The organism is Mesorhizobium sp. P2_C5_2 (assembly GCF_056404535.1).
Genome location: NZ_JBFUDV010000005.1, coordinates 989,813 through 1,012,512 on the forward strand (window position 1 = coordinate 989,813; position 22,700 = coordinate 1,012,512).

Here is a 22,700-nt window from a genome sequence, read left to right on the forward strand (position 1 = left end):
CCACGGCCGGCAGCGAGACAGCTCACGCAAAAGATTAGTCGGAAACTTCGGTCTGTGGCCGATCGCGGCCATCGGCCAGTTCGTCGTGCCACTTGCCTTCGGAATCCTCATACTGGATGCCGTCCGTGGTTCCGGCGACCTGCTGCTCGGCCGAGGCGATCTCGGCGGCGCGCAGCGCGTCCTGGTGGGTGGGGAATGTCTCCGAGAATGTCGAACCGACCTTGTAGGCCCAGCCCCCGTCATGCTCGACGATCTTGTAAGTCAGCTTCGCCATGAAATCCTCCGGTTCGTCCGTTCGTTCAGTGCGGCCCGTTCAATGCAATTTGGCGTCGGGCAGCCGGTCTTCGGGAACCAGGACTTCCGATTCCTTGGCCGCTTCGATCAATGCCCGGCGCGCATCGGCCGTCGAACGATAACCTTCCAGCACTTTGAGGCAAGTGTCGAGAGCATCGCGATGGCGCGGGCCGCGATTGAGCGGCCAGACCGTCATCAGACACTCCGCCGCTTCCTGGGCGCTGCGGATCTGGCGATATTTGCCGACATGGCCGAGTTCGACCACGACGGGCGTTTCAAAAGGTTTGTTATCCATGATGGCCGCAACGCAAAGCAGCCAATTTGGTTGCAAAAGTGGCAGTCAGCCTGCGCCCAAAAGTCGCGTCGCGCTTTGCGACGTGCCTTTAGGTCTTTGCCTGATGCATGCCGTTAGCCCAAAACCGGTTCCACTTTTGGGCGACATGCATTGGCGTCTCAGTAACCGCAATCGTTGCGCAGCCAGCGTGCGTTGGCCCAGCCGGTCCGCCCCTTGAAGTCGATCTGGTACCAGTTGCCGCGGCGGTCGAAGATTTCGGTGTGATCGCCGTTGAACAATTGCCCGATCATGCGCGACGACGAGTTCGGCCGCGCGCGCACGGCGAGAAACCCGCTTCCCGTATCCAGATCGTAGTGCCTGGACAGGCCGTGCACCGTGCCTTCGCAATATTGCGCGCCAACCGGAGACGCCGCGGCGAACGACAGCGCGACGACCAGAGCGGCGGCCGCGGGATAGATTGCCCTTGATGCCATGACTTGCTCCCAACCCGGCCGCCAAGGCGGCCCTACCCCCAGGGAATATTGCGGGGGATTAAAGCGAAGCTGCGGCAGTCTGTCCAGCGAATGCGTTTTTGCGCATCCGTCGGTGCAGGCCCTTAGCCTTTCATCCAGTGCTGCATCGTCGTCACGGAGCGCGCAAGTTGCGGCGCCGGGTGGATTTTCTCGTCAAAGGTGGCGGCGGCGCGCCACCCCCAGCGTGGGTCGGCAAGGAAAGCGCGAGCCAGCGCTACCATATCGGCGCGGCCGTCGGCGACGATCGCTTCGGCCTGGGCGGGATCGTCGATCAGGCCGACAGCCCGCGTCGGGATGCCGGCGCCCTTGCGCACCGCTTCCGCCAGATGCACCTGGTAGCCGGGGCCGATCGGCAGCTTTTGCAACGGCGAATTGCCGCCGCTCGAGCAGCAGAGATAGGCAATGTCCAGTGCTTTCAGCGCCTTGGCCACTTCGATCGCATCCTCGCCCTCGAAGCCGCCATCGACCCATTCCTTCACCGACAGGCGCGTGCCAAGCATCAGCTTGGGGACGGCCTTCCTCACCGACTTGGCGATCTCGATCAAGAAACGCATGCGGTTTTCCAGTGAGCCGCCCCAGCGATCGGTGCGCTGGTTGGAGAGCGGCGACAGGAACTGGAAGATCAGATAGCCATGCGCGGCGTGCAGTTCGAGGAAGTCGAAACCGGCGCGCTCGGCCCGCCTTGCGGCTTGAGTGAAGCGCTCGACCAACTGCAGGATTTCATCCTCCTCCAGCGCATGCGGCACGTTCCAGCCGCTGTCATAGGCGATGGCCGAGGCCGAGACCGTCTGCCAGGGATCCTCGCCCGGCTGCAGCGGACCACCGCCTTCCCAGGGTTTTCTGTTGGACGCTTTGCGGCCGGCGTGGGCAAGCTGGATACCGAATTTCGTGCCGGGAGGCGCGACGCGCCTTGCCGCATCCAGTGTGCGCCGGGCGGCGGCTTCATTGTCGTCGGAATAGAGGCCGAGGCAGCCATGGGTGATGCGGCCGCGCCGCTCGACGTCGGTCATTTCGACGGTGACCATGCCGGCGCCCGACATTGCCAGGTTCATCCAGTGATAGAGATGCCAGTCGCTGGCCGAGCCGTCGTCGGCGGAATACTGGCACATGGGTGCAACAGCGACGCGGTTCGGGAAGGTCAGGCCGTCGAGGGTGATCGGCTGGAAAAGCGCTGCGGTCATCGAAAAACTCCGGGAGGGGCTGCAGCTATGTAGGTGACGTCAACTGACGGCACCAGACACGAGGCGGTGAAAGCCGGTGCTGGACCAATCATCGTTTCGGTTGCGCGGACACCGGTTCGCGGCTACGCCATGGCGCCGACAGCACGGAGTTGACCATGGACGATCGCATCCGCATCCGCTCGGAGGAAGTCCTTTCCGACGACTGGGCGGTTCTGAAGAAGACCGTGCTGGACTATCGCCGGCGCGACGGCCAGTGGGAGACGCAGATCCGCCAGACCTACGATCGCGGCGACGGTGCGGTGATCCTGCCGTTCGATCCCGAGCGCCAGACTGTGCTGCTGGTGCGGCAGTTCCGATACCCCGCCTATGTCACCGGCCACCGCGAACCGCTGATCGAGGCCTGCGCCGGCCTACTCGACGAAAACGATCCTGAAACCGCCATCCGCAAGGAGGCGGAGGAGGAACTCGGTTATCACTTAGAGAACATCGAGCGGCTGTTTGCGCCCTATATGAGCCCGGGCAGTGTCACCGAACGGCTGTGGTTCTTCGTGGCGCGCTACTCACCCGCCGACCGCATCTCGGCCGGCGGCGGCGCGCCGGAAGAGGGCGAGGACATCGAGGTGCTTGAAATGCCGCTCGATGAGGCGCTGGCCAGCATCATTGACGGCCGCATCATCGACGCCAAGACGATCATCCTGATCCAGCACCTGAAGCTGTACCCGATGAAGGCCTAGCCGCTCGAAGCTCGGCGGGCAGGTGCCTCACTCGGTAGGCTGCGGACAGGGTGGCACGTCCACTTCGCGGATGAAGTTGCGCAATTCCTCCATGTCCCCGGACAGAGGCCGATCGTCGGAATAGTGAGCGATATTTTCCCGGACCATTCGGTAGATGGTGTCGGTACCAGGTGCACGTGCATCGCGCTCTGCCAGAAAATCATGGGCTTGCGCGGCGGCCATGAGTTCGATTGCCAGAATGTATTCCGCGTTGTCGATAACCGCGAGCAGCTTGTTGGCGGCGACGGTTGGATGCGCAAGAAAGTCCTCTTGCAGCCCGGATGTAACGCCGCCGTCGGTCGCCGCCGGGGCGGCCAGGCGCCGGTTGACGTTGCTGAGCGACGTGGCGGTGTATTGGGCAATCATGAAGCCGGAATTGCTGCCGTCCTCATCGGCAAGGAAGGCTGGCAGATTGTTGACCAGAGGATTGACGAGACGGTCGATCCGCCGCTCGCTCATTCCAGCCACCTGCGCCAAAGCGATCGTCAGGCCGTCGGCGGCCTGTCCGAGCGCCGGCGCCACCGCATGCGCCTCTGAAACAACCTGAGGATCGTTCAACGATCCGAATACCGCTGGATTGTCGGTGACGGCAGCCAGTTCGCGGTCAACCAGCTCAGCGGACCGGTCCAACACCTCGCGGGCGGCGCCGTGAACATGCGGCACGGCGCGAAGACTGAGTGCGTCTTGCGTGCGGCTGCCGTGGGACAGCGCGATAAGCTCGCTGCCGTGAAGCCAGCCACGCAGCGCTTTGCCGACATCCTGAATGCCGGGTGAGGGCCGCATCGCCAGGATGGCTTCGCCGAAGGCCGGCATTTGTGCCCCCGCGGCTTCAAGCGTCAAAGCGGCCGCCGCGTCAGCCCATCCCAACAGACGCTCCGCGCGTTGCACGGCAATGCTTGTCAGGCCGGTCGCGCAAGCCGTGCCATTGACGAGACTCAAACCTTCTTTCGCGCCAAGCTCCAGGGGCTCCAGACCCATTTCTGCAAGCGCTTCCAGTCCGCTCATCGAGCGGCCTGCCACGGTTGCGCTGCCTTCACCGATCAAGACCAGTGCTACATGCGCGTTATGCGTCAAATACCCGGCCGATCCCCTGGATGGCACGTCGGGAACACAGTCGCGCTCGATAAAGGTGAGCAGATTGCGGACGATCTGAGGGCTCACACCGGAATGGCCATGCGCAAAATTTGCCACTTGAGCGGCAATGATGGCGCGCACGCCGCGTCTCGGCACCAGGTCACCGACGCCGCAGGCGTGACTGCGAATGATGTTGCGCGACAATTTCTTTTGCAGCGCAGGCGCCACCACCTTGCTTGCCAATGCGCCAACCCCGGTATTTACGCCATAGGCGCGGATGCCCTTTTCGACGATGGAAGCTACGATCCGGTTGGCAAAGGCGATCCTCTCCCACGCTGCGGGACTGAGCGCCAAGGATTCGCCCTCGCTCACTTGCGCGATGTCGCGCCAGCTGGCGTTGCCATCTATGGTGATTGTCATTGGTCGTTCCGAAAATAGCGCTGCGGATGCGCAAGCGCTGTTGGCTCGCTCGAAAGGCTGGGTGAGAACCTTGCTCTTGGCTCCCTACCGCACAACCGCGATGCATAATGACGATGGAATCGGCGATTGATGCGACTGTAGCGACGTCGTGGGTAATAAATTCTGATCCGGCACCTGCAGCTCTTTCGGAGGATGCGTCATCGCGGACTTGACCCGAGAATCCCGGTCGCCTAGTCGTCCGCAAGTTGTAAGGACACCGGAATGGCGCGTGGTGCAAAGGCATGGCTGAAGCGAAACAGCGCGCGAGCATCTCTCCTGTTGCTGAACGCCGCGCTGCTTGTCCGCTACCGCCAGTTGACCCAGCGTTTCCTTGAGCGGATGCGGCATCTGCCGAATTTTGCAGCTCCGGTGACGTTCACGGAAAAGATCCACTGGCGCAAGATTTTCGATGACGATCCTCGATTTGCCGGTCTTCTCGACAAGCTCGAGTCCAAGGAAATTGTCCGGAAGCGGCTTCCCTGGCTCTCCATCCCAAAGGTGCTGTGGCAGGGCGATGACCCGCGTCAAATCCCCTTCGATGACTTGGACGTTCCTTACGCCGTCAAATGCAACCACGGTTGCGCCATGAATGTGATCGTTCGCGATCCGGCAAGCGCCGACCGGGAGGCGATCATTGCCGAGATGACGGGACACCTTGCCCAGACCTATGGCACCCGCAAGGTGGAGCGCAGCTATGCGCACATCAAGCGGCGGGTTTTCGTCGAAGCGCTGGTCGGCAAGGACCAGGATTATGACCCGGTCGACTACAAACTCTGTGTGCTGGCTGGCCGCGTCGAGTACATCGTCGTCGTCGCTTTCCGTTCCACTGCCAAAAATACGGGCCACCTGGATCGTGACTGGCGCCCGCTCAACATCGTCCAGGGTGCGATCGACTCGAGCCTGGAAATTCCCCCTCCCAACAGCCTCGCCCGGATGATCGAGGCAGCCGAGGCGCTTGGCAGCGAGTTCGACATGGTGCGCGTCGATTTCTACGAGGAGGAAGGGGAGCCGATCTTCGGGGAATTCACGGTCTATCCGCGCAGCGGGCTGCTACAATTCGACCCGGCGAGCTTCGATGGCGAACTGGGCGCGCATTGGGATATTGGCGGCTCGGGTTACCTCAGCCGTTTGCCCAGCCGATTTGCCCGACGATACAAGGCAATGCTCGTGGCCGCCGGCTATCTCGACACTTGAGACGGCTGTTTCGGGTGGGGCCTGCCATTGCGGGGTTCAGGGTCGGGCTCATTATCGGTCAGTTTGTCCTGCCGGGATCGATCTTCGTGAGCCGCTGCCTGGCCTCGACCACGCGCCTTTGCGCAGACCGAATTCGGCAACACAATGCGAGATTCACGGCGACGCCGCAGTCTTCATCTAGCAGGTTTTCAGCACGTTCGAGGTCCAGCTTTGCCCGGCCAACGCTCTGTCGCGCTCTGGCCAGTTCCAGGTTCATCAGGTCCATTGTTCCGATTCCTTAGGGTTGCGGTCCCTTCGGAATACCAACCCATGCCAAACGCTTTGGTTCCTGCGACGTATTGGCCGATCGCCGCCAAAGGGTACCAACAGCCTCCCACCCTATCGGGAGTGGGTTGCGATTATTGGGTGAATTCTTTCAGGGTTGGTTGGGTCGATTGTCGCCAGACGCCCTCTCGGCTTCACGATACGCCGCCTCGCAGATCGTATCCTGCTGGATAGAGCGAGGTTCTCAGCCACCATTTTCTCGCTGAGTATAAGCGCGAGCTCGGTCTGTTTGATGCGCTGCTGAGCATCGGCGAGTCGCATCGTGAAAAGATCGGCTGCCATTCTGGGTCCGGGGTCCGAGGGATTCATGAGCGTCTAACACATGGCGGGCGAAATCGTTCCCTATTGTCGGGCGAAACCGGTGCCGCATCAAGGGGGGCTAAGGTTGAACTCCCCACCCGACGAGATATCCCAAGATCGACGTTGTGGGCGCCGACCTATCGGCACGCCAGAAGAGCGCGACGTTTGGGCCGCGAGCGGGAGCAACCCGGCGGCTGTTTAAAAAGGTCAGGCTCGCTCCAGCCTTGACAGGTACTGTCACGGCCTCAACAAGCGGAGGTATCAATGGTCTCGGCGATTGGAAATCAACATCGGCAGGTTCCGGAAACTCAACCGAAACCCGCAAAGACTGAACCGGGCGAAGGATTTGCGCCAGGCAAAAGCGCAGACAGCGTAGGACATCGCGCCAAGGCTATGGTGGCAGAAAGTGGCGACACAGCTCCTGGTGCGCAGGGGCGCGCCGCATCGACAATCGCCAGAATGGATATTACCGTTTTGGCTCCGCCGAGCGAAGATCCGCCTTTGGAGTAGCTCGGGCGGCCGTGCCCGCTGCCTCTCGGTGGCGGGCTTCAGTCTTTGTGCAGCACGATGTAGCGACTGCTCACCGCATTCGCTCCCATGCCCCGCGTGACGACGACCGTCCTGTATCCCGCGGGAAGGGAACCTGTAGCGGTTGGGTCGACAGAACTGCATCGTCCCACGATCTCCCCGTTCGGGACGCCAGCCAGCCTGTTGGCCAACGCAACCTGGCATTGGTCAAGGGATACGAACATCATGGCCGGTGACGTATCGAGCGGTTTGCAGACAGCCTGTCCTGGGCTGCACGACAACAGAACCATCATTGCTGCAATTGCCGGATCCATTTGCGAGTTTCTCCCCATTGTGGACGAAATCTCAACGCTGGAATCGGGACTTTGTTTCGCCGTTGCTAAAATATCAGAGCATGTGTGGGAACAAGAGAGTGGCTATGTCGGTTCTTGGGTATGCGAGGCAAAATCAAAGATCCGCCGCCGAAACCCAGTCCAAGGAAGACGCCTCTGCGTCCAGACCAGGACGCATCGCCAGAGCCTCGACATGTCGACCCGCCACCGCGAGATGTGCGCGAGGCGCCGGCACCAAATCCAAACGGCGATAAAAAGTCCTGACGGCCGGCCTGCCAAATCCCCAAGGACAGATCGTTAATTGATTCAACGTGGTGCGGACGACGGGAATCGAACCCGTACGATCAGAGATCCAGGGATTTTAAGTCCGTAGCATACCGTCTAATCTGGGTACTCGACGCGCCCAGCATTCTTGCGATGCGGAATCGGTGCGGAGCCGCCCGGCTTGCCGTGAAACGCAGGCTCGACGCGCGGTGGCTTGTAGCTCTCTCCGAACCGGAATGGTTTTCAGTTACGGTTCGGTGGCTTGTAGCTCTCCCACCGCGATAGATCGGTCTCGATGTCGAAGCGGGACGCCTCGAAGTTGGTGCCGGTGATGGCCTTGTTTTTGCCGTCGATCAGCCGATACAGCCCGTCGTTCTCGACATCGTCGACAGGGTGGGTCGATCGCACCACCCGCAGCCATAGCGATCGTGCTCGATCGCAAACGTCCTTAACACTGCTCATTTCTTCCTCCCGTCAGTCTCCGTGATGCTGCTCGAGGTTTTCATCGCACACGCGGTCTCGGCCGGGCCTGCCAGCTCTCGGTCGGCGCGCTTAATGTGCTCCTGATCTCTAAATCCCGTCAAGAATGATGCGTTATGCGAACCAGCGCCGGAAGGCCAACGTGGCACCAGCGGCAGGCTGCTGGCCGCAGGAACGGCAATCAGCGAAGCGGCGCAGGCGTACCCTTGCGAAGCGTACCCGGATCAGCGGCGTACCCTCGATTTAATTGGTCGTAGGAAACGGGAAGCCAAGCCGTAGCCTTGGCGCTCTGAATTGCTCAACGATTAGAAGGATTTGCGGAGGGTTGGTGCGGACGGTGGGACTCGAACCCACACACCTTTCGGTCAGGAATTTTAAGTCCTTTGAGGCTTTGCCCGTTGCTGGTAGGCTGCCAGAGCGGCCTGGAGCGGAGGGGAAAGTCTATGATCAGTCGCAGCTTGTTCTGTCGTGCGCTCGCCACTTGTGGGGTGCTCGCGATCTCTTTGGTGGCCGTCAACGGCTTTGACGGTATTTTGGGGTTTCGCCTCGTCAGTCCGGTGGAAGCAAAGACGGTCGTGATCCAGAGGACGACCATCTACATCACGACCCTGCCCAAGGGGTGCGTGAAGACCACCTACAGCGGTGGCGCCGTGGTCTGGAAATGCGGGACCAAGTATTACCAGCCTTACAAGAACCGCTACGTGCTGGTTTACATCAAGTAAGGTGATGGTCTCACGGGTGCCGTGAAACGGCCTTTTCGCCAAGCCGCCGGCGTGACACAGCGCGCTGGTCGCCGTTCGCTTACGTCTTTGGTTTTTCCGAGGAAGCCTCCTTTGCCTGGAGGCGCGGCAGCCAAAAATGGTGCGGACGACGGGAATCGAACCCGTACGATCAGAGATCGAGGGATTTTAAGTCCCTTGCGTCTACCAATTCCGCCACGTCCGCAGGCCAGCCCTTTTCAGACGCCAGCGAAAACCCGTCAAGCCATCTTTTGCCGAGTGTCGCCACACGACCTCATGAAAGGTGGTTCGTGATTTTAAAACAATTGGTTGTGGCGACAATCTCAGTTGATCAGTCGTAGGCTTCCGAGTCGTGATTGCACTCATTCACACACATTGGGTATGGCTTGCCTGTCGTCTGGACACACTTCACCCTGCATTGTTGTGTTTGCTGTTCATAGTTTCCTCCGAGGGACGCCTGTGTGCCCCCGGGCCCGCAGAACACGAGAGCATCTTTCCCTGGCTTCCCCACCCCAAGGCGATGCGCTGCGTTACCGCAGTTTGAATCTTGGTTTACTGTGGCAGATATACAACTACACCTGTCAGCGCTCTCTGCTACCAAAGGGTAGGTTGCGGGAGATCACCTATGAAGAAGCTGCTTCTTGCTTTGTCGTTGTCTCTGCTGGCGTCATCGGCCTTTGCTGCCGATGCCATCATCCCAGAAGCCGCGCCGGTTTTTAGCTGGACGGGCGGGTATATCGGGCTTCAGGCAGGCTATGCGTGGGGTAATGGCAACATAGACCAGATCAGCGGGCCGGGCTTTGTCGACACAGATCCTAACGGGTTCCTTGGTGGCGTCTACGCCGGTTACAACTATCAGATGTCGAACAACATCGTGATTGGTGCGGAACTGGACGTCGTGTATGCGAATGTTGATGGCAGCGGCCCAATATTCCTCGCTCCTGGTGTCCCATCGGGCTTCGACGCAACCGAAGAACTCAACTGGAGTGGGGCGGCAAGACTTCGTCTAGGATATGCCGTTGATCGCTTCCTTCCTTATATTGCGGGTGGCGTTGCGTTTGGCGATGTCGACAATAGCAGTAGTGCCGGCGGACCTTCGTTCGGAGATACATTCACAGGATGGACGATAGGCGTCGGCTTGGATTATGCCATGACCGACAATCTGCTGCTGCGAGGCGAGTATCGCTATACTGACTTCGGCTCAGAGTCCTTTGGAGGTCTGATCGATGCCGATGTTGATCTGAAGACCAACGAGGTTCGCCTCGGCATCGCCTACAAATTCTAGTCTTCTGAAGTCCTATAGAGAGCCTGTCGCAAACCGCGACGGGCTTTCTTTGCGCAGGAATCAGAAAAATATCCCGGCGATGCGTCGTCGCAGGACAGCAGCCCGGACTTAATCTGACCGCGTCTCCCGCGCGGCTTTGCCGGCCCTGTCAAATTCCACTGGATGAACTCGGCCCTCTTGCCGGTGATCTTCTCGATCGATTTCAAAAGCGGCTCATGGACCTCGCGAAGCGCGCGGTAGTGCTCGCTGTGGTAATCCAGGAGCGGACCGACGATGCTCTTGTGCATCGCTTCTGCTGCGACCAGGAAGCGTTCGATTTGGGCTTGTGAAAGCTGTTAGAAGGACGCGTCGGGATGGATTATCGCGGATTTTAAGTCCCTTGCGTCTACCGATTCCGCCACGTCCGCAGGCCAGCCCTTTTCAGACGCTAGCGAAAACCCGTCAAGGCATCTTTTGCCGAGTGTCGCCACTCGAACTCATGAAAGGTGGTTCGTGATTTCAAAACAATTGGTTGTGGCGAAAATCTCAGTCGCCGAGGACGCTCAGAACTTGTAGCTGAGATTGATGCCGACGGTGTTCTGCTTCACGTCCTGATCGCGGGCGACGAATTCGGCGGACCCGTCATGGTGTTCGGAGCCGAAATCGTAGTAGCGATATTGGGCGCCGACGACGAACTTGTCAGTCAGCGCGTAGTCGACGCCGGCGCCGAGCGTCCAGCCGACATGCGTGCGTGTGCTGGCGAAGTCCGGGGCTTGCGAGGTCTCGATGCCGGCGAAAGCGACGCCGCCAATGCCATAGACCAGCAGCCGGTCCATGGCGTAGCCGGCCTTGGCGTTGACCGACCCGAACCATTTGATGTCGGTGCCGAAAATGTTTCCCGGGGGGCCTAGTTCCGTCGTGCCGTTGATACGGGAATAGTTGAGCTCGGCCTCGGCGCCGATCACCGCTTGGTCGAACTGCCACAGGCCGGCGACGTGGCCGCCGACGAAACCACCATCGAGGTCGGGCGAGGTGGAAAACGGCTCGCCCTCTGTTCCCGTGATGTCAGACTGGCCCCAGCCGTAGCCGGCCTGCAGACCGGCATAATAGCCGGTCCAGTCGAAGCCCGGTTCGGTCATCGGCACCGCCATCGGGTCGGCGGCGAATGCCGGGGCGGCCAGAGCGGTCAAAAATCCGGCACTTGCGAGCGTCAGACGACGCATCGAGCACTCCGAAATGGCGGTTCAGAAGACTCCTAGCAGCAAGGTAGCTCTATTCGCCGCAAAACGGAACCCATTGTTCAACAATCGAAATGTGCCTGTTGCTGCGCGCTATGCTCTATTTGCCGTCAATGAAATCCAGCGCCGCCTGGCTATATTCATCCGGCGCCTGAAGCATGGCGAAATGACTAGCATTGGGCAGGATGATAAGCTTGGCGCCCGGAATGACGGAGGCCATGTACTCGGTGTGTTCGCGCTTGATCGCCTCGTCATGGTCGCCGGCAACGATCGCCGTCGGCGTGGTGATCTTGCCGAGCTGTTCCTTGGTCCAGGCCGGCTCCGACTCCCACATGTGGCTGATTTGCGAAACGAAGGCATCGTACTGGTCCGGCGTCTTCGACATCTTCTTGTAGTCGCGGCCCGAGCGGTCGATGTAAGCGGCAAAGGTCTTGTTGGTCATCACGCCGGGATCGACGCCATCGGTGGTGACATTGGCGGCTTGCGCAAAGAGCCTGGTCAGCCGCTCCGGATGATGCAGCGCGATGTCGATGCCGATAATGCCGCCGTCGCTCCAGCCGACAAGAGCGGTCTTGTCGATCTTGAGGTAGTCGAGAAGTGCCAGATAGTCGGACGCCATGAGGTCGTAGCCGTAAGGCTGCTCGGTGCGCGTGGATCGGCCGTGGCCGCGGCTGTCGGCGACGATCACCTTGTGGGTCTTGGACATCGTCGCCACCTGGCTCGCCCAGATGTCGGCGTGGCCAAGGCCGCCATGGATCAAGAGGATCGGATCACCGGCGCCGAAGACGGCGTAGTACATCTGGATACCGTTGACCGGCGCATAGCCACTCTGATCCGGTTTGGGCATGGCCGCCGGCTCCGGCAAGGTCTGCCAACGCTCCTCGGCAGCGGCAAAGGCGGTCGACGCCATGAGCAGGATGACAATGGCGAAGGCTTTCCAGAGACGGATCATGCTTATCTCCTTAGGGTTGTGTCCAGCATCGCCTTTTGGCGGGACTAGTCAACAAGCCTGGCTTGATTGAAAGCCGCTGGCCGGCAGGAATGTCGGACCGACGGCTCTGGCGGTGCAAGGCGACTTTTGCGAGAGTGGCTGTAACCCCGAGGAATCGCCAATGACGAAAACCAAAGCCGCAAGCGCCGCCAAACCGAGACCGTGGACCGAGATGGCGACGCATCTGGTCGATGTGGCGACCGGACGCAAGCCCGCCGATCTCGTCATTCGCAACGGGCGCTGGGTGAACGTGCATTCGGGCGAGATCATCGCCGGCACCGACATTGCCATTGCCGGCGGCCGCTTTGCCTATTGCGGACCCAACGCCAGCCATGCCATCGGCCAGGGCACCAAGGTGGTCGATGCCGGCGGCCGCTATCTCGTGCCCGGTCTTTGTGACGCGCATATGCATGTCGAGAGCGGCATGGTGACGGTGACCGAGTTCTGCCGGGCTGTCATCCCGCACGGCACCACCTCGATGTTCATCGACCCGCATGAGATCGCCAATGTGCTGGGGCTGCCCGGCGTGCGGCTGATGCATGACGAAGCTGTCGCCATGCCGATCAACGTGCATGTGCAGATGCCATCCTGCGTGCCGTCGGCGCCCGGGCTGGAACATGCCGGCGCCGAACTGACGGTTGCCGATGTTACTGAAGCGATGACCTGGGAAAACATCATCGGCCTCGGCGAAGTGATGAATTTCCCCGGCGTCGCCGCCAATGATCCGGTGATGTCGGGCGAGATCGCCGCGACGGTGAGAGCAGGCAAGACGGTCGGCGGCCACTATGCCTCGCGTGATCTCGGCCTGCCGTTCCATGGCTACGTCGCCGGCGGCCCGGAGGATGACCATGAGGGCACACGCGCCGAGGACGCGATCGCCCGCGTGCGCCAGGGCATGAAGGCGATGTTGCGGCTGGGTTCGGCATGGTACGACGTCGCCTCGCAGATCAAGGCGGTGACCGAGAGCGGGCTCGATCCGCGCAATTTCATACTGTGCACCGACGACAGCCATTCCGGCACGCTGGTGCATGAAGGCCATATGGACCGGGTGGTGCGCCACGCCATCCAACAGGGATTGAAGCCGGTGACGGCGATCCAGATGGCGACGCTCAACACCGCCCAGCATTTCAAGCTGGAGCGCGAGATCGGCTCGATCGCGCCGGGACGGCTGGCCGACCTGCTGATCGTCTCCGATCTTACCGCCATGACCATCGACGAGGTCTATGGTCGCGGCGTCAGGCTGGCCAAGGGCGGTAAGCTCGAAATCGACATTCCGGCCTATGATTACCCGAAGACGGCGAAGAACACCGTCAAGCTTGGCAAGAAGCTGAGGGCAGGCGATTTCGACATCGCGGCGCCCAAGGGTGCCAATGAGGTGCGGGTGCGTGTCATCGGCGTCATCGAGAACCAGGCGCCGACGCGGGCGCTGGAGGCCGACCTGCCGGTCGAAGACGGGCTGGTCGCCATGGACCGCCGCAACGACATCTGCCAGATCGCGCTGGTCGAGCGCCATAGGGGCACAGGCGGCGTCACCAACGCCTTTGTTTCCGGCTTCGGCTATATGGGCGACTGCGCCATGGCGTCGAGCGTGGCGCATGACTCACACCACATCATTTGCGTCGGCACCAACAAGGAAGACATGGCGCTGGCCGTCAACAGGCTGGGTGAGGTTGGCGGCGGCGTGGTGCTGTTTTCAAAGGGCAAGGAACTGGCGCTGGTCGAAATGCCGATCGCGGGCCTGATGTCGGACGAACGCGCCGAGATCGTTGCGGCCAAGGCGGAGAAGCTGACCGAGGCGATGCGCAAGATGGGCTGTTCGCTCAACAACGCCTACATGCAGCACTCGCTCTTGGCGCTGGTCGTCATTCCGGAGCTCAGGATTTCCGATGTCGGCCTGATCGACGTGACGACGTTCCAGAAGGTCGATCTGTTTATCTGAGAGACCCGGCTGTCATCCGCCGGTGGCGATGGTCAGCACCTTGAACGGGGTGGTGATGACGACTTCGGCCATGGAGCCGACCGCCTTGCCGAGACCCTGACCGAGATTGTTGAGCTGCGCCGGATCGGGTTCGTCGGATGCCAGGCCTGCCGGCGTGCGCAGCCGGTCGCCGAGCAACTGCACCAGGATCGGATTGTCGGCGAATTTGGCGTGGTTCAGGCGGTCGCCGCCCTTGGTCTGGCTGAGATCGACGACCGATACACCATAGCTGGCGAGATCGGCGGCATTGCCATAGTCGCCGACGCGCGGCTTGTCGCCCGAGATGATCGAAGACAGTTTCAGCGCCCGGTCGTCGGCCGAAAGCAGGATGGCGAACGGCTTGTCGGGTTTGCCGTAGCGGATCATCTGCTTCTTGAAGACGTCGACATCGATGTCCGGCGAGGCGAGGACGACATAGCCGAGCTTGCCGCCGAGATCGCGGTCACCGGTGATGGCGAGCTGGCGCAGCGCCTCCATCGTCACCCAGGTTCCCATCGAATGCGCGATGATGTCGATGCTCTTGACCTTTGTTTTGGCGAGCATCCTGAGCGTCGCCTCGAGGTCGTCGCGCGCGGCGTTGGCGCTTTCCTTGTCGTAGATGTAGCCGGTGGTCTTGCCGCTCGAAGCCCAGGAAAACAGCACCGGCGTGCCCGGATATTTGGTGTCGTGAGCGATCTGCGTCAGCCGGTAGACGCCGTCGTCGAAACCGTTGTTGAAGCCGTGCACGAAGACCAGTGCGCGGTCGCCATTCACGGCGATGTTGGCGCCGACAGCCTTGGCGAATTGCGAGGCGTCGCCATAGTGGACGACGTCGGTGGCGGTGAACTGCTTGGCCGGGTTGGAATTGGCCGAGCCCTTGGCACGCTCGATGGCGCCGACCTGGTGAACCTTCGGCACGGTGACGTCGACGCGGGCGTAATTGGTGGTCAGCGAGCGATCGCCGTCGAACACTTGGCGCGGATCCTTGGTCGCCGGTTGACGGGTGGTGGCAACGAAGATTTCGTGGGTGGCCGCGATGTCGGAGGCGGGCACCGACACCGTCGTCTTGTTCAACAGGTCATGCGTGTTCTGGTTGGCGCAGCCGGCGACAGCGAGCGCGAACGCAAGGACTAGGACAGTCTTCCAACGCACGTTCACGCGGGCTCCCGCTGGCGCATGGCGCCGATTTCAATGTCGATAGAGGCAGAGACAGGCCCGGTCCAGTTGAAAGTGATCTGGCCGCACGGCATTCGCGAACTCACGCAGCGACAGTAGCCGCAGGGCAACAACCACCCTATTGCGCGAACTGGGTGATGCGGTCGGTCACAGACTGATCGCTGGCAAAGCCGTCATCCTCACGCAGCCGCTGGCCAATCATCTTCACCAATTCGGGGTTATCGGCGAATTTGGTATGGTTGAAGCTGTCGGATCCCTTGACCTTGGAGAGATCCACCACGGTGACGCCATAGGCGGCGAGGTCTGCGGCGTCCTTGTAGTCGCCGACGCGCGGCCGCGAGCCGGCGATCAGGCCGGAGAGCCTGAGCGCACGGTCGTCGTCGGACAGCAGCAGGATGAACGGCTTGTCCGGCTTGCCGTAGCGGCGCATCTGGCTCTTGAACACGTCGACATCGATGTCGGGCGAGGCCAGCACCACATCGCCGAGCTTGCCGCCGAGATCGCGGTCGCCGGTGATGGCCATTTGGCGCAGCGTTTCCATGGTGACCCAGGTTCCCAGCGAATGGGCGACGATGTCGATGCGCCGCGCGCCGGACTGCTGCAGCATTCTGAGTGTCACTTCCAACTGGTCGCGGGCGGCGCTGGCACTTTCCTTGTCATAGACATAGTCGGTGGTCTTGGCGCCTGAAGCCCAGGAAAACAGCACCGGGGTGCCGGGGTAGCCGGAATCGTGGACGATCTGGGTCAAGCGGTAGACGGCGTCGTCGAAGCCGGTGTTGTAGCCATGCACGAAGACCATGACGCGGCCACCGCGCGCTGCGATGTCGGCGTTCAGCGCGCTCGAAAATTTCGGCTGCGCGTCATAGCCGACAACCTCGGAAGCCATGAAATACTTGGCCGGGTCGTTGGAGTTGCCGCGCGAGCGGCGTTCGATCTGGCCGGTCTGGTGGATGCCGGGAACGGTGACGTTGACTCGGGCATAGTTCAGCGTCGCCGAACGCTCACCGTCGAAAACCTTGTTGGGATCATCGGATTTCTTGCGTGTCGTGGCGATGAAGATCGAGTGATTGCCCGAGATTTCGGTCACCGGCGTGGACATGACGGCGCTGCCGAGCAGTTCCTCGGTTTTGCGGCTGCCGCAGCCGGCGATCAACAGGGCAAGTGCAAGAATGCAAATCGTCTTCAAACGCACGTCAAAAATTCCACTCCGGCCAAAAGGCCCATCTACCCCCGCGACACCTCCCGGACAGTGAGAGTGCGGCAGAAGTAAGTCGTGTCCAGCCTAAACGCGTTCAGCGCCGAGCCACGGCCATCGCACTGTTGCGCGAAAGCCAAAATGGCGGCAGGAACGCCGGGATGTTGGAGAAGGGCAGCACTTCGGGCTTCAACCTTATGCCGAGCACGTCCGCCATGAAGGCGCGGCGCGCCTCGATCCGGCGCCAGGTTTCGGGATAGCGGGCTGCGATCTCGTCGCGCAAGGCCTCATCGGCGAGGGCGATTCCGTCCTCGATGTTGGTGGTGAAATAGCTGGTTCCAGTCGCCGGGATGATGTCGACCTGCAGTGCCATGCCCGACCTTAACTTGATCTCCGAGCCCGAAAACACCGGCGAATGCATCCATTCGTCGATATGGACGAGATGGCCGGGATTGAGCGAGACGCCGAAGAACGGGTCGCCTATGCGGTCGTGCACGGCCTTCCAAAGCGCGCCGCCGGCAACGCCAATGCCGATGGTCTCATACCAATCGACGACGGCGGCGAAATAGGGCGCGACCAGTTTGTCGACATAATCGCTTATCTCGCGCGGCAGTTCCGCGGCGCTCTCGACCAGGAAGCCGGCACGGGCGTTGAGCGAGCCCTGGATACCATAGGCCATGGTGATGGGGTCACCGCGCCTGATGATGTCCAGGCTCGGGCTGGGCAAGCCGTATGGCGCGCGCTTGCCGGCGGATAGCATCGGGTGGCAGCAGAGGGGCAGGCCGTTCATCCCCATCAGTTTCGCGGCCTGCAATTCGGTCATGCCGGGCTCGATGGCTGCTAGCACGTTGCGCAGGCCTTGCGAGGAAAAGGTCGCGGCGAATTCGAAGGCCGCCAGCTGGTCGGCCTCGTTGATGGCGCGCAGGCCGTCCGTAGGGTTCATCAGAAGGTTGGCGGCGTTCACCACCGCACCCTTGTCGCCGGCCAGTGTGCGCAGCGTATCGGCAATGAAGGACGGCATGTCGAGCGTTGCCTCGCCAAAGCCGCCATCGCCGGGGCCGAACGGCTTCCAGCCGATGGCGCCGATCTTCTGGCCGGTCTTCAGGCCGCAGGCGGCAAGCGTGTCGGACAGGGAGGCGGAGCGGTCGCGCGGCTGCGCCGGCAGCGAGAAGGTCTGGTAGAGGACGCGCTCATACGGCCCATCGCAGATCTCGGCATAGCCCCAGCCCTCATTGCCGACGAGAAGTTTTGGTGTTTGGCCGGGGACGATGACCAGCAGCGTCTCCTCGAAACGCGGATCATAACCACTGAGATAGGCGACATTGGCCGTGTGCTCGCGGTCGCCATAGACGGCGAAGGCATCGAGCCCGGCGCTTGCGCCGCGCGCCAGCAAGGCTTCGATGCGCGCCTCGTAGGTTTGGCGCGCAAGCAGCGGCATGGTGGTCGGCTCGCCGAATTCAGGAGGCGCGACGGTCTTCAGGGCGACAGCCGAAACAGGCATGGGAAAGGCGCTCCAGTCTTATCTGATGGCGCATCGATGAAGGATCGAGCGATCGCATCGGTGGCTGCAAACCGCGAATTATGCAATAGGCGTTGGCCATGTTCGGGTTCAAACGCCGCCGCTTCGTGAAGACTGATTTTCTCGGCCATTCGAGGATCGGAGCGGGCTCGCTGCTCGGCATCACCTGTGTTGGCAAGCAGGACGGCGGTGGCGCCCAGGTCCATGCTGTGATGTCGGCGATCCTGTTTTCACGGGTGGCCGGGGTGCCCTATTTCCATTTACCATTCCAATGGGTTGATCATGGTGACCAGCCGGAGGCCTTTGCCACCAGATGGGAAACCGCCTTCAATCTGGGGCAGGGCGCTCCCGGCATTCCCGATGGCGTCCCGATCATTTCCGGCGAGACGTTCAGCCAGGGCTATCGCGGTGCTCCGGCCGTTGTCGCGCAACGGCATTTCCATGGCTTTGCCGAGCGCAACCCTGACCTTTACTGCCAACTGGTCGATGAATTTCGCGCGCGGCTCACTTTGCCGCCGCGAAGGTTTGAGGTTCCCACCATCGCCGTTCACGTCAGGCGCGGCGATGTCGCCAGCAATGCGGCTCACGCATCGCGCCTGACCGACAACGCCACCATCCTGCGAAACATCAGCCACGTGCAGCGCGACCACCCGCGGCACCGCGTCGTCATCTTTTCGCAAGGCGTCGAATCCGACTTCGGACCGTTGGCCGACATCTGCGCGTTCGAGCTGAATTCGGATGTGTTTTCCACGATCTCGGCATTGATCGCGGCCGACTGCCTGATCATGGCGAAAAGCTCGCTGAGTTATGTCGCCGGCTTGCTGTCCAAGGGTAGCGTGTACTACGAACCGTTCTGGCATGGGCCGCTGTCGTCTTGGCGGGTTTTGCCGAAGCCGCCGGGCGCGCTGCGCCAAGCGATCTGGGGATGATTTGATGAACAGCTTTTCTGCCCGTGTTGGCATCGCCGCTGCCGCGATCCGCGAAATCTTTCCCGAAACGCCGCTGCAGGAAAACGACTATCTGTCGAAGAAGACCGGGGCGCGGGTGCTGTTGAAGCGCGAGGATCTTTCGCCGGTGCGCTCCTACAAGATCCGGGGCGCCTTCAACTTCTTCCGCAAGGCGCTTGCTGCCGGCAATGAGGCCGAGCTGTTCGTCTGTGCTTCGGCCGGCAACCATGCGCAGGGCTTTGCCTTCGTGTGCCGCCATTTTGGCAAGAAGGGTGTGGTCTTCATGCCGGTGACGACACCGCAGCAGAAGATCGACAAGACGCGGCTGTTCGGTGGCGACTTCGTCGAGATCAGGCTGGTCGGCGATTTCTTCGACGACTGCTACCGCGCCGCCTTCGAATTCACCGAAAGTTCCGGCGCGCATATGGTGCCGCCCTTCGACCACAAGGATATTATCGAGGGGCAGGCGACGGTCGCCTATGAGATTGCGGACCAGATGCCCGGCGCGCGCATGCCCGACATCATCATGCTGCCGGTCGGCGGCGGCGGTCTCGCCGCCGGCGTGACGCACTATTTCGCCGACCAGCAGCGCGAGGCCCGCTACGTCTTCTGCGAGCCGGCCGGCGCGCCGAGCCTGCATGAAAGCCTGGCCAGCGGTAAGCGCATCAAGCTCGCCAATGTCGACAATTTCGTCGACGGCGCGGCGGTGGCCGAGATCGGCCGCGAGCCGTTGCGCCACCTCAAGGAGTTCGCCGCCGATGCGGTCCGTCTGATCCCCGAGAACCGGCTCTGCGCCACCATGATCGAGATGCTCAACATCGAGGGCGTGGTGCTGGAGCCGGCCGGGGCGCTGGCGATCGATGCGCTGAAGGATTTTTCGCGGAAGGAAATCCGCGGCAAGACCATTGTTGCTGTGGTGTCGGGCGGCAATTTCGATTTCGAGCGGCTGCCAGACGTGAAGGAGCGGGCGCTGCGCTTCGAGGGACTGAAGAAATACTTCATCATCCGTTTCCCGCAGCGGCCGGGCGCGCTGCGTGACTTCCTCGAAATGCTCGGTCCCGACGACGATATCGCCCGCTTCGAATATCTGAAGAAATCGGCGCGCAATTTTGGTTCGGTGCTGATCGGCATCGAAACAAAGGACCGGCGCAATTTCGACCTGCTGAAGGCGAATTTCGAAGCCGAGGGCGTGCACTATCAGGACATCACCGATAACGAGACCCTGGCGGGCTTCATCATATGAGCGGCGCGGTCTTTGTTGCGTTGTTTTCCGGCATCAATGTCGGCGGCAACCGCATCGTCAAAATGGCGGAGTTGCGGGCGTTTTTCGAAACGCTCGGCTTCATCGACGTCGCGAGCTATGTGCAGAGCGGCAATGTCGTGTTCCGGGCGAAGAAGGGCGATGCGGCCACGCTGACGAAACAGATCGAAACCGCCTTCGAGAAAAAATGGGGCTTTCATTCGCGCATCATGGTGCGCGATCTCGGCTGGTTCGAGCGGTTGGTGAGTGAAAATCCCTATCCGGAAGTGGCCGGCGATCCGACCAAGCTTCACGCCTATACGCTGGAGCGCCAGCCGACAGCGGACGAAATTTCCAGGCTTGCCGAAAAGTGCACCGGCCCCGAAAGCTTCGAGGTCAAAGGCGACGTGCTCTACCTCAAGGCGCCGGACGGGCTCGGCAAATCGGCGTTTGCCAACATTCTTCCGCGCACGCTGAAAGTGCCGGGCACCGCGCGCAACTGGCGCTCGGTGCTGGCGCTGCTGGAGATGGCCGTTCAGGCCGGCGCAAAATAGCGTTACGCCGCCGGGGCGGGCTTCCAATCGAAGATCAGCTCTTCGCGGAAGGCAAAACGCTTGATGTGATCGGCAACGACGCTCTCCAGGCGCTCCAGCGATCCGCCTTCATCTGTCGACACCGTGATATGCAGCGCTGCCGCGTCGGCATCGAGAACCGTGCGGCCCAGCGAGAGATCGATGGTGCCATGGTTCGGATCGAACTCGACGGGAAACTTGTGTGCCCAGTGCTTGCACAGCTGCTGCAGATAACGGCTGGCACAGGCGGTGGTGACATCGGCATGACTGGACGGCATGAACGAACTCTCTTGTTCCGGGCGCTGGCTGTCGGCTGGGCGCGATGACCGCCTACATAGGTGGCGTGGCCCAAAATCGCAAAGGCGGCCGGCTTTTACCTCGGCCGCCTCGCTTCAAGATGGCGTGATCGCTACCAGGTGCCGGTATTCGGCATCGAGGCCCAGGGCTCGGCCTTCGGCTTGGCCGGTCCCTTCTGCAACAGCTCGAACGAAATGCCGTCCGGCGACTTGACGAAGGCCATGTTGCCGTCGCGCGGCGGCCGGTTGATGACGACGCCACTGTCCATCAGATGCTGGCAGGTGGCGTAGATGTCGTCGACCTCATAGGCGAGGTGGCCGAAATTGCGGCCGCCCTTATAGTCTTCCGGATCCCAATTGTAGGTCAGCTCGATCAGCGGCGCCTTGTCGGCGATGCCGCTCTCTACGTCCTCGGAGGCGGCGAGGAAGATCAGCGTGAAGCGGCCCTGCTCGTTTTCGTAGCGGCGCACTTCCTTCAGGCCGAGCTTGTTGACATAGAAATCGAGCGAGACATCGACGTCGGCGACACGGACCATGGTGTGGAGGTAGCGCATAGGATTCCTCGGGGATGTTTGGGTTGCGAGGCAACATAGGGTCCACCCCGCTGAAGGGCAACGAGCATCGGATTGAAAAAGTGGTCGCCGGTTTTGGAAAAGTCAGATTGCTCTGACAAAAGCGTTGGGCGCAACTGGTTGCCGATTTCGGCAGAATCCGGGGCAAATTGCCGACCGGTTGACGGCCTGGACAGATGGTCATTGCGGCCGGCAGCAACGCCGGCAAACAACAAATCAGCTATTCCTGTATCCAACCGCGAAAAAAGGCACGTCAGGTCTTGCACACCCCGGAAGCGGCGGTGTTAATCTGATGTCAAGAATCACTTGCAGTTTTCTTGAAAAAAAGGGGGCGTTCTTATGGGGGATAGGGCCTCTTTCACGAGGCGGGATGAGAACCTTGACGACGCCCTGCAGCGCGACAGTGGCGGCGACACCGCCGACCTGGTCGAAATCGCCGGCGCCATCAAATGGTTCGACGTGGCCAAGGGCTACGGCTTCATACTTCCCGATGACGGTTTTTCGGGTGACATCCTCCTCCATGTGACCTGTCTCCGAAAAGACGGTTTCCAGACTGCATTGGAGGGCGCGCGCGTCGTGTGCCTCGTCAAGCATGGCGACCGCGGCTTGCAGGCGTTCCGGGTGCTGTCCATGGACACCACCACGGCGATCCATCCGGCCGAGATGCAGGAACAGCGCACCCATGTGTCCGTGACGCCGGAAAGCGGCCTCGAACGGGCGCTGGTGAAGTGGTTCAACCGCACCAAGGGCTTCGGCTTCCTGACCAGGGGCGAGGGCACCGAGGATATCTTCGTCCATATGGAGACGCTGCGCCGCTATGGCATCACCGAGCTCAGGCCCGGACAGGTCGTGCTGGTGCGCTTCGGGCGCGGCGACAAAGGCCTTATGGCTGCCGAGATTCACCCCGATATGGGCACCTTGCCGGTAGCGCATTAGGATACGAGCCATCCCAAAGGATTCGGGACGGCTCTCTTTCCTTGTTT

At 61.4% G+C, this 22,700-nt stretch carries 24 protein-coding genes and 1 tRNA gene; 9 read left to right on the forward strand and 16 right to left on the reverse strand.

From position 1 onward, the window contains the following. Positions 1 to 34: 34 nt before the first annotated feature. From AC1D1B_RS23270 to AC1D1B_RS23285, 4 genes are all read right to left on the reverse strand, one after another. Positions 35 to 274, reverse strand: a complete 240-nt coding sequence (locus AC1D1B_RS23270) for a DUF2188 domain-containing protein (RefSeq protein WP_181061546.1) — start codon at positions 272 to 274, stop codon at positions 35 to 37. 39 nt (positions 275 to 313) lie between these two features. After that, positions 314 to 592, reverse strand: a complete 279-nt coding sequence (locus AC1D1B_RS23275) for a DUF982 domain-containing protein (RefSeq protein WP_352560999.1) — start codon at positions 590 to 592, stop codon at positions 314 to 316. A gap of 155 nt (positions 593 to 747) precedes the next feature. Beyond that, positions 748 to 1,062, reverse strand: a complete 315-nt coding sequence (locus AC1D1B_RS23280; protein ID WP_477334713.1) for an SH3 domain-containing protein — start codon at positions 1,060 to 1,062, stop codon at positions 748 to 750. Positions 1,063 to 1,184: 122 nt separating this feature from the next. Further along, entirely contained in the window at positions 1,185 to 2,282 is a 1,098-nt protein-coding gene (locus AC1D1B_RS23285; RefSeq protein WP_477334714.1) for an NADH:flavin oxidoreductase/NADH oxidase, read from the reverse strand. Between the two features lie 155 nt (positions 2,283 to 2,437). On the opposite strand from AC1D1B_RS23285, the gene AC1D1B_RS23290 reads away from it, so the two are divergent. Next, positions 2,438 to 3,016: an NUDIX domain-containing protein gene (locus AC1D1B_RS23290; protein ID WP_477334715.1), complete on the forward strand. Its 579-nt coding sequence runs from the start codon at positions 2,438 to 2,440 to the stop codon at positions 3,014 to 3,016. A gap of 27 nt (positions 3,017 to 3,043) precedes the next feature. On the opposite strand, the gene AC1D1B_RS23295 is transcribed toward AC1D1B_RS23290, so the two are convergent. Next, complete coding sequence (locus AC1D1B_RS23295; protein ID WP_477334716.1) at positions 3,044 to 4,549, reverse strand: HAL/PAL/TAL family ammonia-lyase; 1,506 nt, start codon at positions 4,547 to 4,549, stop codon at positions 3,044 to 3,046. Positions 4,550 to 4,867: 318 nt separating this feature from the next. Between AC1D1B_RS23295 and AC1D1B_RS23300 the strand changes: the two genes are divergently transcribed. Beyond that, complete coding sequence (locus AC1D1B_RS23300) at positions 4,868 to 5,782, forward strand: ATP-grasp fold amidoligase family protein (RefSeq protein WP_477334717.1); 915 nt, start codon at positions 4,868 to 4,870, stop codon at positions 5,780 to 5,782. A gap of 58 nt (positions 5,783 to 5,840) precedes the next feature. Here AC1D1B_RS23300 and AC1D1B_RS23305 read toward each other — a convergent pair whose 3' ends face one another. Both AC1D1B_RS23305 and AC1D1B_RS23310 read right to left on the reverse strand, forming a co-directional pair. Continuing rightward, positions 5,841 to 6,047, reverse strand: a complete 207-nt coding sequence (locus AC1D1B_RS23305; RefSeq protein ID WP_477334718.1) for a hypothetical protein — start codon at positions 6,045 to 6,047, stop codon at positions 5,841 to 5,843. Between the two features lie 1,726 nt (positions 6,048 to 7,773). Then, positions 7,774 to 7,992, reverse strand: coding sequence for a hypothetical protein (locus tag AC1D1B_RS23310; protein ID WP_477334719.1), 219 nt, complete (start codon positions 7,990 to 7,992; stop codon positions 7,774 to 7,776). Positions 7,993 to 8,453: 461 nt separating this feature from the next. Here AC1D1B_RS23310 and AC1D1B_RS23315 point away from each other — a divergent pair, with 461 nt between their 5' ends. Further along, positions 8,454 to 8,732 carry a hypothetical protein gene (locus AC1D1B_RS23315; protein ID WP_477334720.1) on the forward strand — a complete coding sequence of 93 codons (279 nt, stop codon included), beginning with the start codon at positions 8,454 to 8,456 and terminating at the stop codon, positions 8,730 to 8,732. A 137-nt stretch (positions 8,733 to 8,869) separates the two neighbouring features. Here AC1D1B_RS23315 and AC1D1B_RS23320 read toward each other — a convergent pair. Then, positions 8,870 to 8,955 (reverse strand) — tRNA-Leu (locus AC1D1B_RS23320). A 420-nt stretch (positions 8,956 to 9,375) separates the two neighbouring features. On the opposite strand from AC1D1B_RS23320, the gene AC1D1B_RS23325 reads away from it, so the two are divergent. Further along, on the forward strand, positions 9,376 to 10,035 hold the full coding sequence (locus tag AC1D1B_RS23325; protein WP_477334721.1) for an outer membrane protein: 660 nt from the start codon (positions 9,376 to 9,378) through the stop codon (positions 10,033 to 10,035). On the opposite strand, the gene AC1D1B_RS23330 is transcribed toward AC1D1B_RS23325, so the two are convergent. The 3 genes from AC1D1B_RS23330 to AC1D1B_RS23340 all read right to left on the reverse strand — a co-directional run bounded on the left by AC1D1B_RS23330 (position 10,032) and on the right by AC1D1B_RS23340 (position 12,204). Then, a complete protein-coding gene (locus AC1D1B_RS23330) occupies positions 10,032 to 10,322 on the reverse strand; it encodes a hypothetical protein (RefSeq protein WP_477334722.1) in 291 nt (96 codons plus the stop codon). The two genes, AC1D1B_RS23325 and AC1D1B_RS23330, sit on opposite strands and share 4 nt — an antisense overlap. 255 nt (positions 10,323 to 10,577) lie before the next feature. Next, on the reverse strand, positions 10,578 to 11,237 hold the full coding sequence (locus AC1D1B_RS23335; protein ID WP_477334723.1) for an outer membrane protein: 660 nt from the start codon (positions 11,235 to 11,237) through the stop codon (positions 10,578 to 10,580). A 115-nt stretch (positions 11,238 to 11,352) separates the two neighbouring features. Beyond that, positions 11,353 to 12,204: an alpha/beta fold hydrolase gene (locus tag AC1D1B_RS23340; protein WP_477334724.1), complete on the reverse strand. Its 852-nt coding sequence runs from the start codon at positions 12,202 to 12,204 to the stop codon at positions 11,353 to 11,355. Between the two features lie 160 nt (positions 12,205 to 12,364). Between AC1D1B_RS23340 and ade the strand changes: the two genes are divergently transcribed. Beyond that, a complete protein-coding gene (gene ade / locus AC1D1B_RS23345) occupies positions 12,365 to 14,182 on the forward strand; it encodes an adenine deaminase (RefSeq protein ID WP_477334725.1) in 1,818 nt (605 codons plus the stop codon). A gap of 12 nt (positions 14,183 to 14,194) precedes the next feature. Here the strand turns inward: ade and AC1D1B_RS23350 are convergent, their stop codons facing one another. The 3 genes from AC1D1B_RS23350 to AC1D1B_RS23360 form a co-directional block, all read right to left on the reverse strand. After that, a complete protein-coding gene (locus tag AC1D1B_RS23350; RefSeq protein WP_477334726.1) occupies positions 14,195 to 15,358 on the reverse strand; it encodes an alpha/beta hydrolase in 1,164 nt (387 codons plus the stop codon). Between the two features lie 136 nt (positions 15,359 to 15,494). Beyond that, positions 15,495 to 16,568 (reverse strand): alpha/beta hydrolase, encoded by a 1,074-nt coding sequence (locus tag AC1D1B_RS23355; protein WP_477334727.1) that lies wholly within the window; start codon positions 16,566 to 16,568, stop codon positions 15,495 to 15,497. A gap of 100 nt (positions 16,569 to 16,668) precedes the next feature. Next, the gene (locus AC1D1B_RS23360; protein ID WP_477334728.1) at positions 16,669 to 18,072 is read right to left on the reverse strand and encodes an aminopeptidase P family N-terminal domain-containing protein; all 1,404 of its coding nucleotides are present in this window, start codon (positions 18,070 to 18,072) and stop codon (positions 16,669 to 16,671) included. 98 nt (positions 18,073 to 18,170) lie between these two features. On the opposite strand from AC1D1B_RS23360, the gene AC1D1B_RS23365 reads away from it, so the two are divergent. The 3 genes from AC1D1B_RS23365 to AC1D1B_RS23375 are packed head-to-tail and all read left to right on the forward strand — an operon-like array spanning position 18,171 to position 20,831. Continuing rightward, on the forward strand, positions 18,171 to 19,019 hold the full coding sequence (locus tag AC1D1B_RS23365) for an O-fucosyltransferase family protein (RefSeq protein ID WP_477334729.1): 849 nt from the start codon (positions 18,171 to 18,173) through the stop codon (positions 19,017 to 19,019). A 4-nt stretch (positions 19,020 to 19,023) separates the two neighbouring features. After that, the gene (gene ilvA / locus AC1D1B_RS23370; protein ID WP_477334730.1) at positions 19,024 to 20,280 is read left to right on the forward strand and encodes a threonine ammonia-lyase IlvA; all 1,257 of its coding nucleotides are present in this window, start codon (positions 19,024 to 19,026) and stop codon (positions 20,278 to 20,280) included. After that, positions 20,277 to 20,831: a DUF1697 domain-containing protein gene (locus AC1D1B_RS23375; protein ID WP_477334731.1), complete on the forward strand. Its 555-nt coding sequence runs from the start codon at positions 20,277 to 20,279 to the stop codon at positions 20,829 to 20,831. Before ilvA ends, AC1D1B_RS23375 begins: the two co-directional genes overlap by 4 nt. Before the next feature lie 2 nt (positions 20,832 to 20,833). On the opposite strand, the gene AC1D1B_RS23380 is transcribed toward AC1D1B_RS23375, so the two are convergent. After that, positions 20,834 to 21,127, reverse strand: a complete 294-nt coding sequence (locus AC1D1B_RS23380; RefSeq protein ID WP_477334732.1) for a DUF2218 domain-containing protein — start codon at positions 21,125 to 21,127, stop codon at positions 20,834 to 20,836. Positions 21,128 to 21,258: 131 nt separating this feature from the next. After that, positions 21,259 to 21,699 carry a VOC family protein gene (locus AC1D1B_RS23385; RefSeq protein WP_477334733.1) on the reverse strand — a complete coding sequence of 147 codons (441 nt, stop codon included), beginning with the start codon at positions 21,697 to 21,699 and terminating at the stop codon, positions 21,259 to 21,261. 357 nt (positions 21,700 to 22,056) lie between these two features. On the opposite strand from AC1D1B_RS23385, the gene AC1D1B_RS23390 reads away from it, so the two are divergent. Next, entirely contained in the window at positions 22,057 to 22,653 is a 597-nt protein-coding gene (locus tag AC1D1B_RS23390; protein WP_477265118.1) for a cold-shock protein, read from the forward strand. The last annotated feature ends 47 nt before the right edge of the window (positions 22,654 to 22,700 follow it).

Excerpts from the sequence above, each read along its gene's own strand:
- AC1D1B_RS23310 (WP_477334719.1), bottom strand. The coding sequence starts at position 7,992 with ATGAGCAGTGTTAAGGACGTTTGCGATCGAGCACGATCGCTATGGCTG.
- ade (WP_477334725.1), top strand. The coding sequence starts at position 12,365 with ATGACGAAAACCAAAGCCGCAAGCGCCGCCAAACCGAGACCGTGGACC.
- AC1D1B_RS23315 (WP_477334720.1), top strand. The coding sequence starts at position 8,454 with ATGATCAGTCGCAGCTTGTTCTGTCGTGCGCTCGCCACTTGTGGGGTG.
- AC1D1B_RS23295 (WP_477334716.1), bottom strand. The coding sequence starts at position 4,549 with ATGACAATCACCATAGATGGCAACGCCAGCTGGCGCGACATCGCGCAA.
- AC1D1B_RS23375 (WP_477334731.1), top strand. The coding sequence starts at position 20,277 with ATGAGCGGCGCGGTCTTTGTTGCGTTGTTTTCCGGCATCAATGTCGGC.
- AC1D1B_RS23390 (WP_477265118.1), top strand. The coding sequence starts at position 22,057 with ATGGGGGATAGGGCCTCTTTCACGAGGCGGGATGAGAACCTTGACGAC.
- AC1D1B_RS23330 (WP_477334722.1), bottom strand. The coding sequence starts at position 10,322 with ATGCACAAGAGCATCGTCGGTCCGCTCCTGGATTACCACAGCGAGCAC.
- AC1D1B_RS23380 (WP_477334732.1), bottom strand. The coding sequence starts at position 21,127 with ATGCCGTCCAGTCATGCCGATGTCACCACCGCCTGTGCCAGCCGTTAT.
- ilvA (WP_477334730.1), top strand. The coding sequence starts at position 19,024 with ATGAACAGCTTTTCTGCCCGTGTTGGCATCGCCGCTGCCGCGATCCGC.
- AC1D1B_RS23280 (WP_477334713.1), bottom strand. The coding sequence starts at position 1,062 with ATGGCATCAAGGGCAATCTATCCCGCGGCCGCCGCTCTGGTCGTCGCG.
- AC1D1B_RS23270 (WP_181061546.1), bottom strand. The coding sequence starts at position 274 with ATGGCGAAGCTGACTTACAAGATCGTCGAGCATGACGGGGGCTGGGCC.
- AC1D1B_RS23360 (WP_477334728.1), bottom strand. The coding sequence starts at position 18,072 with ATGCCTGTTTCGGCTGTCGCCCTGAAGACCGTCGCGCCTCCTGAATTC.
- AC1D1B_RS23290 (WP_477334715.1), top strand. The coding sequence starts at position 2,438 with ATGGACGATCGCATCCGCATCCGCTCGGAGGAAGTCCTTTCCGACGAC.
- AC1D1B_RS23335 (WP_477334723.1), bottom strand. The coding sequence starts at position 11,237 with ATGCGTCGTCTGACGCTCGCAAGTGCCGGATTTTTGACCGCTCTGGCC.
- AC1D1B_RS23340 (WP_477334724.1), bottom strand. The coding sequence starts at position 12,204 with ATGATCCGTCTCTGGAAAGCCTTCGCCATTGTCATCCTGCTCATGGCG.
- AC1D1B_RS23285 (WP_477334714.1), bottom strand. The coding sequence starts at position 2,282 with ATGACCGCAGCGCTTTTCCAGCCGATCACCCTCGACGGCCTGACCTTC.
- AC1D1B_RS23365 (WP_477334729.1), top strand. The coding sequence starts at position 18,171 with ATGTTCGGGTTCAAACGCCGCCGCTTCGTGAAGACTGATTTTCTCGGC.
- AC1D1B_RS23385 (WP_477334733.1), bottom strand. The coding sequence starts at position 21,699 with ATGCGCTACCTCCACACCATGGTCCGTGTCGCCGACGTCGATGTCTCG.
- AC1D1B_RS23325 (WP_477334721.1), top strand. The coding sequence starts at position 9,376 with ATGAAGAAGCTGCTTCTTGCTTTGTCGTTGTCTCTGCTGGCGTCATCG.
- AC1D1B_RS23305 (WP_477334718.1), bottom strand. The coding sequence starts at position 6,047 with ATGGACCTGATGAACCTGGAACTGGCCAGAGCGCGACAGAGCGTTGGC.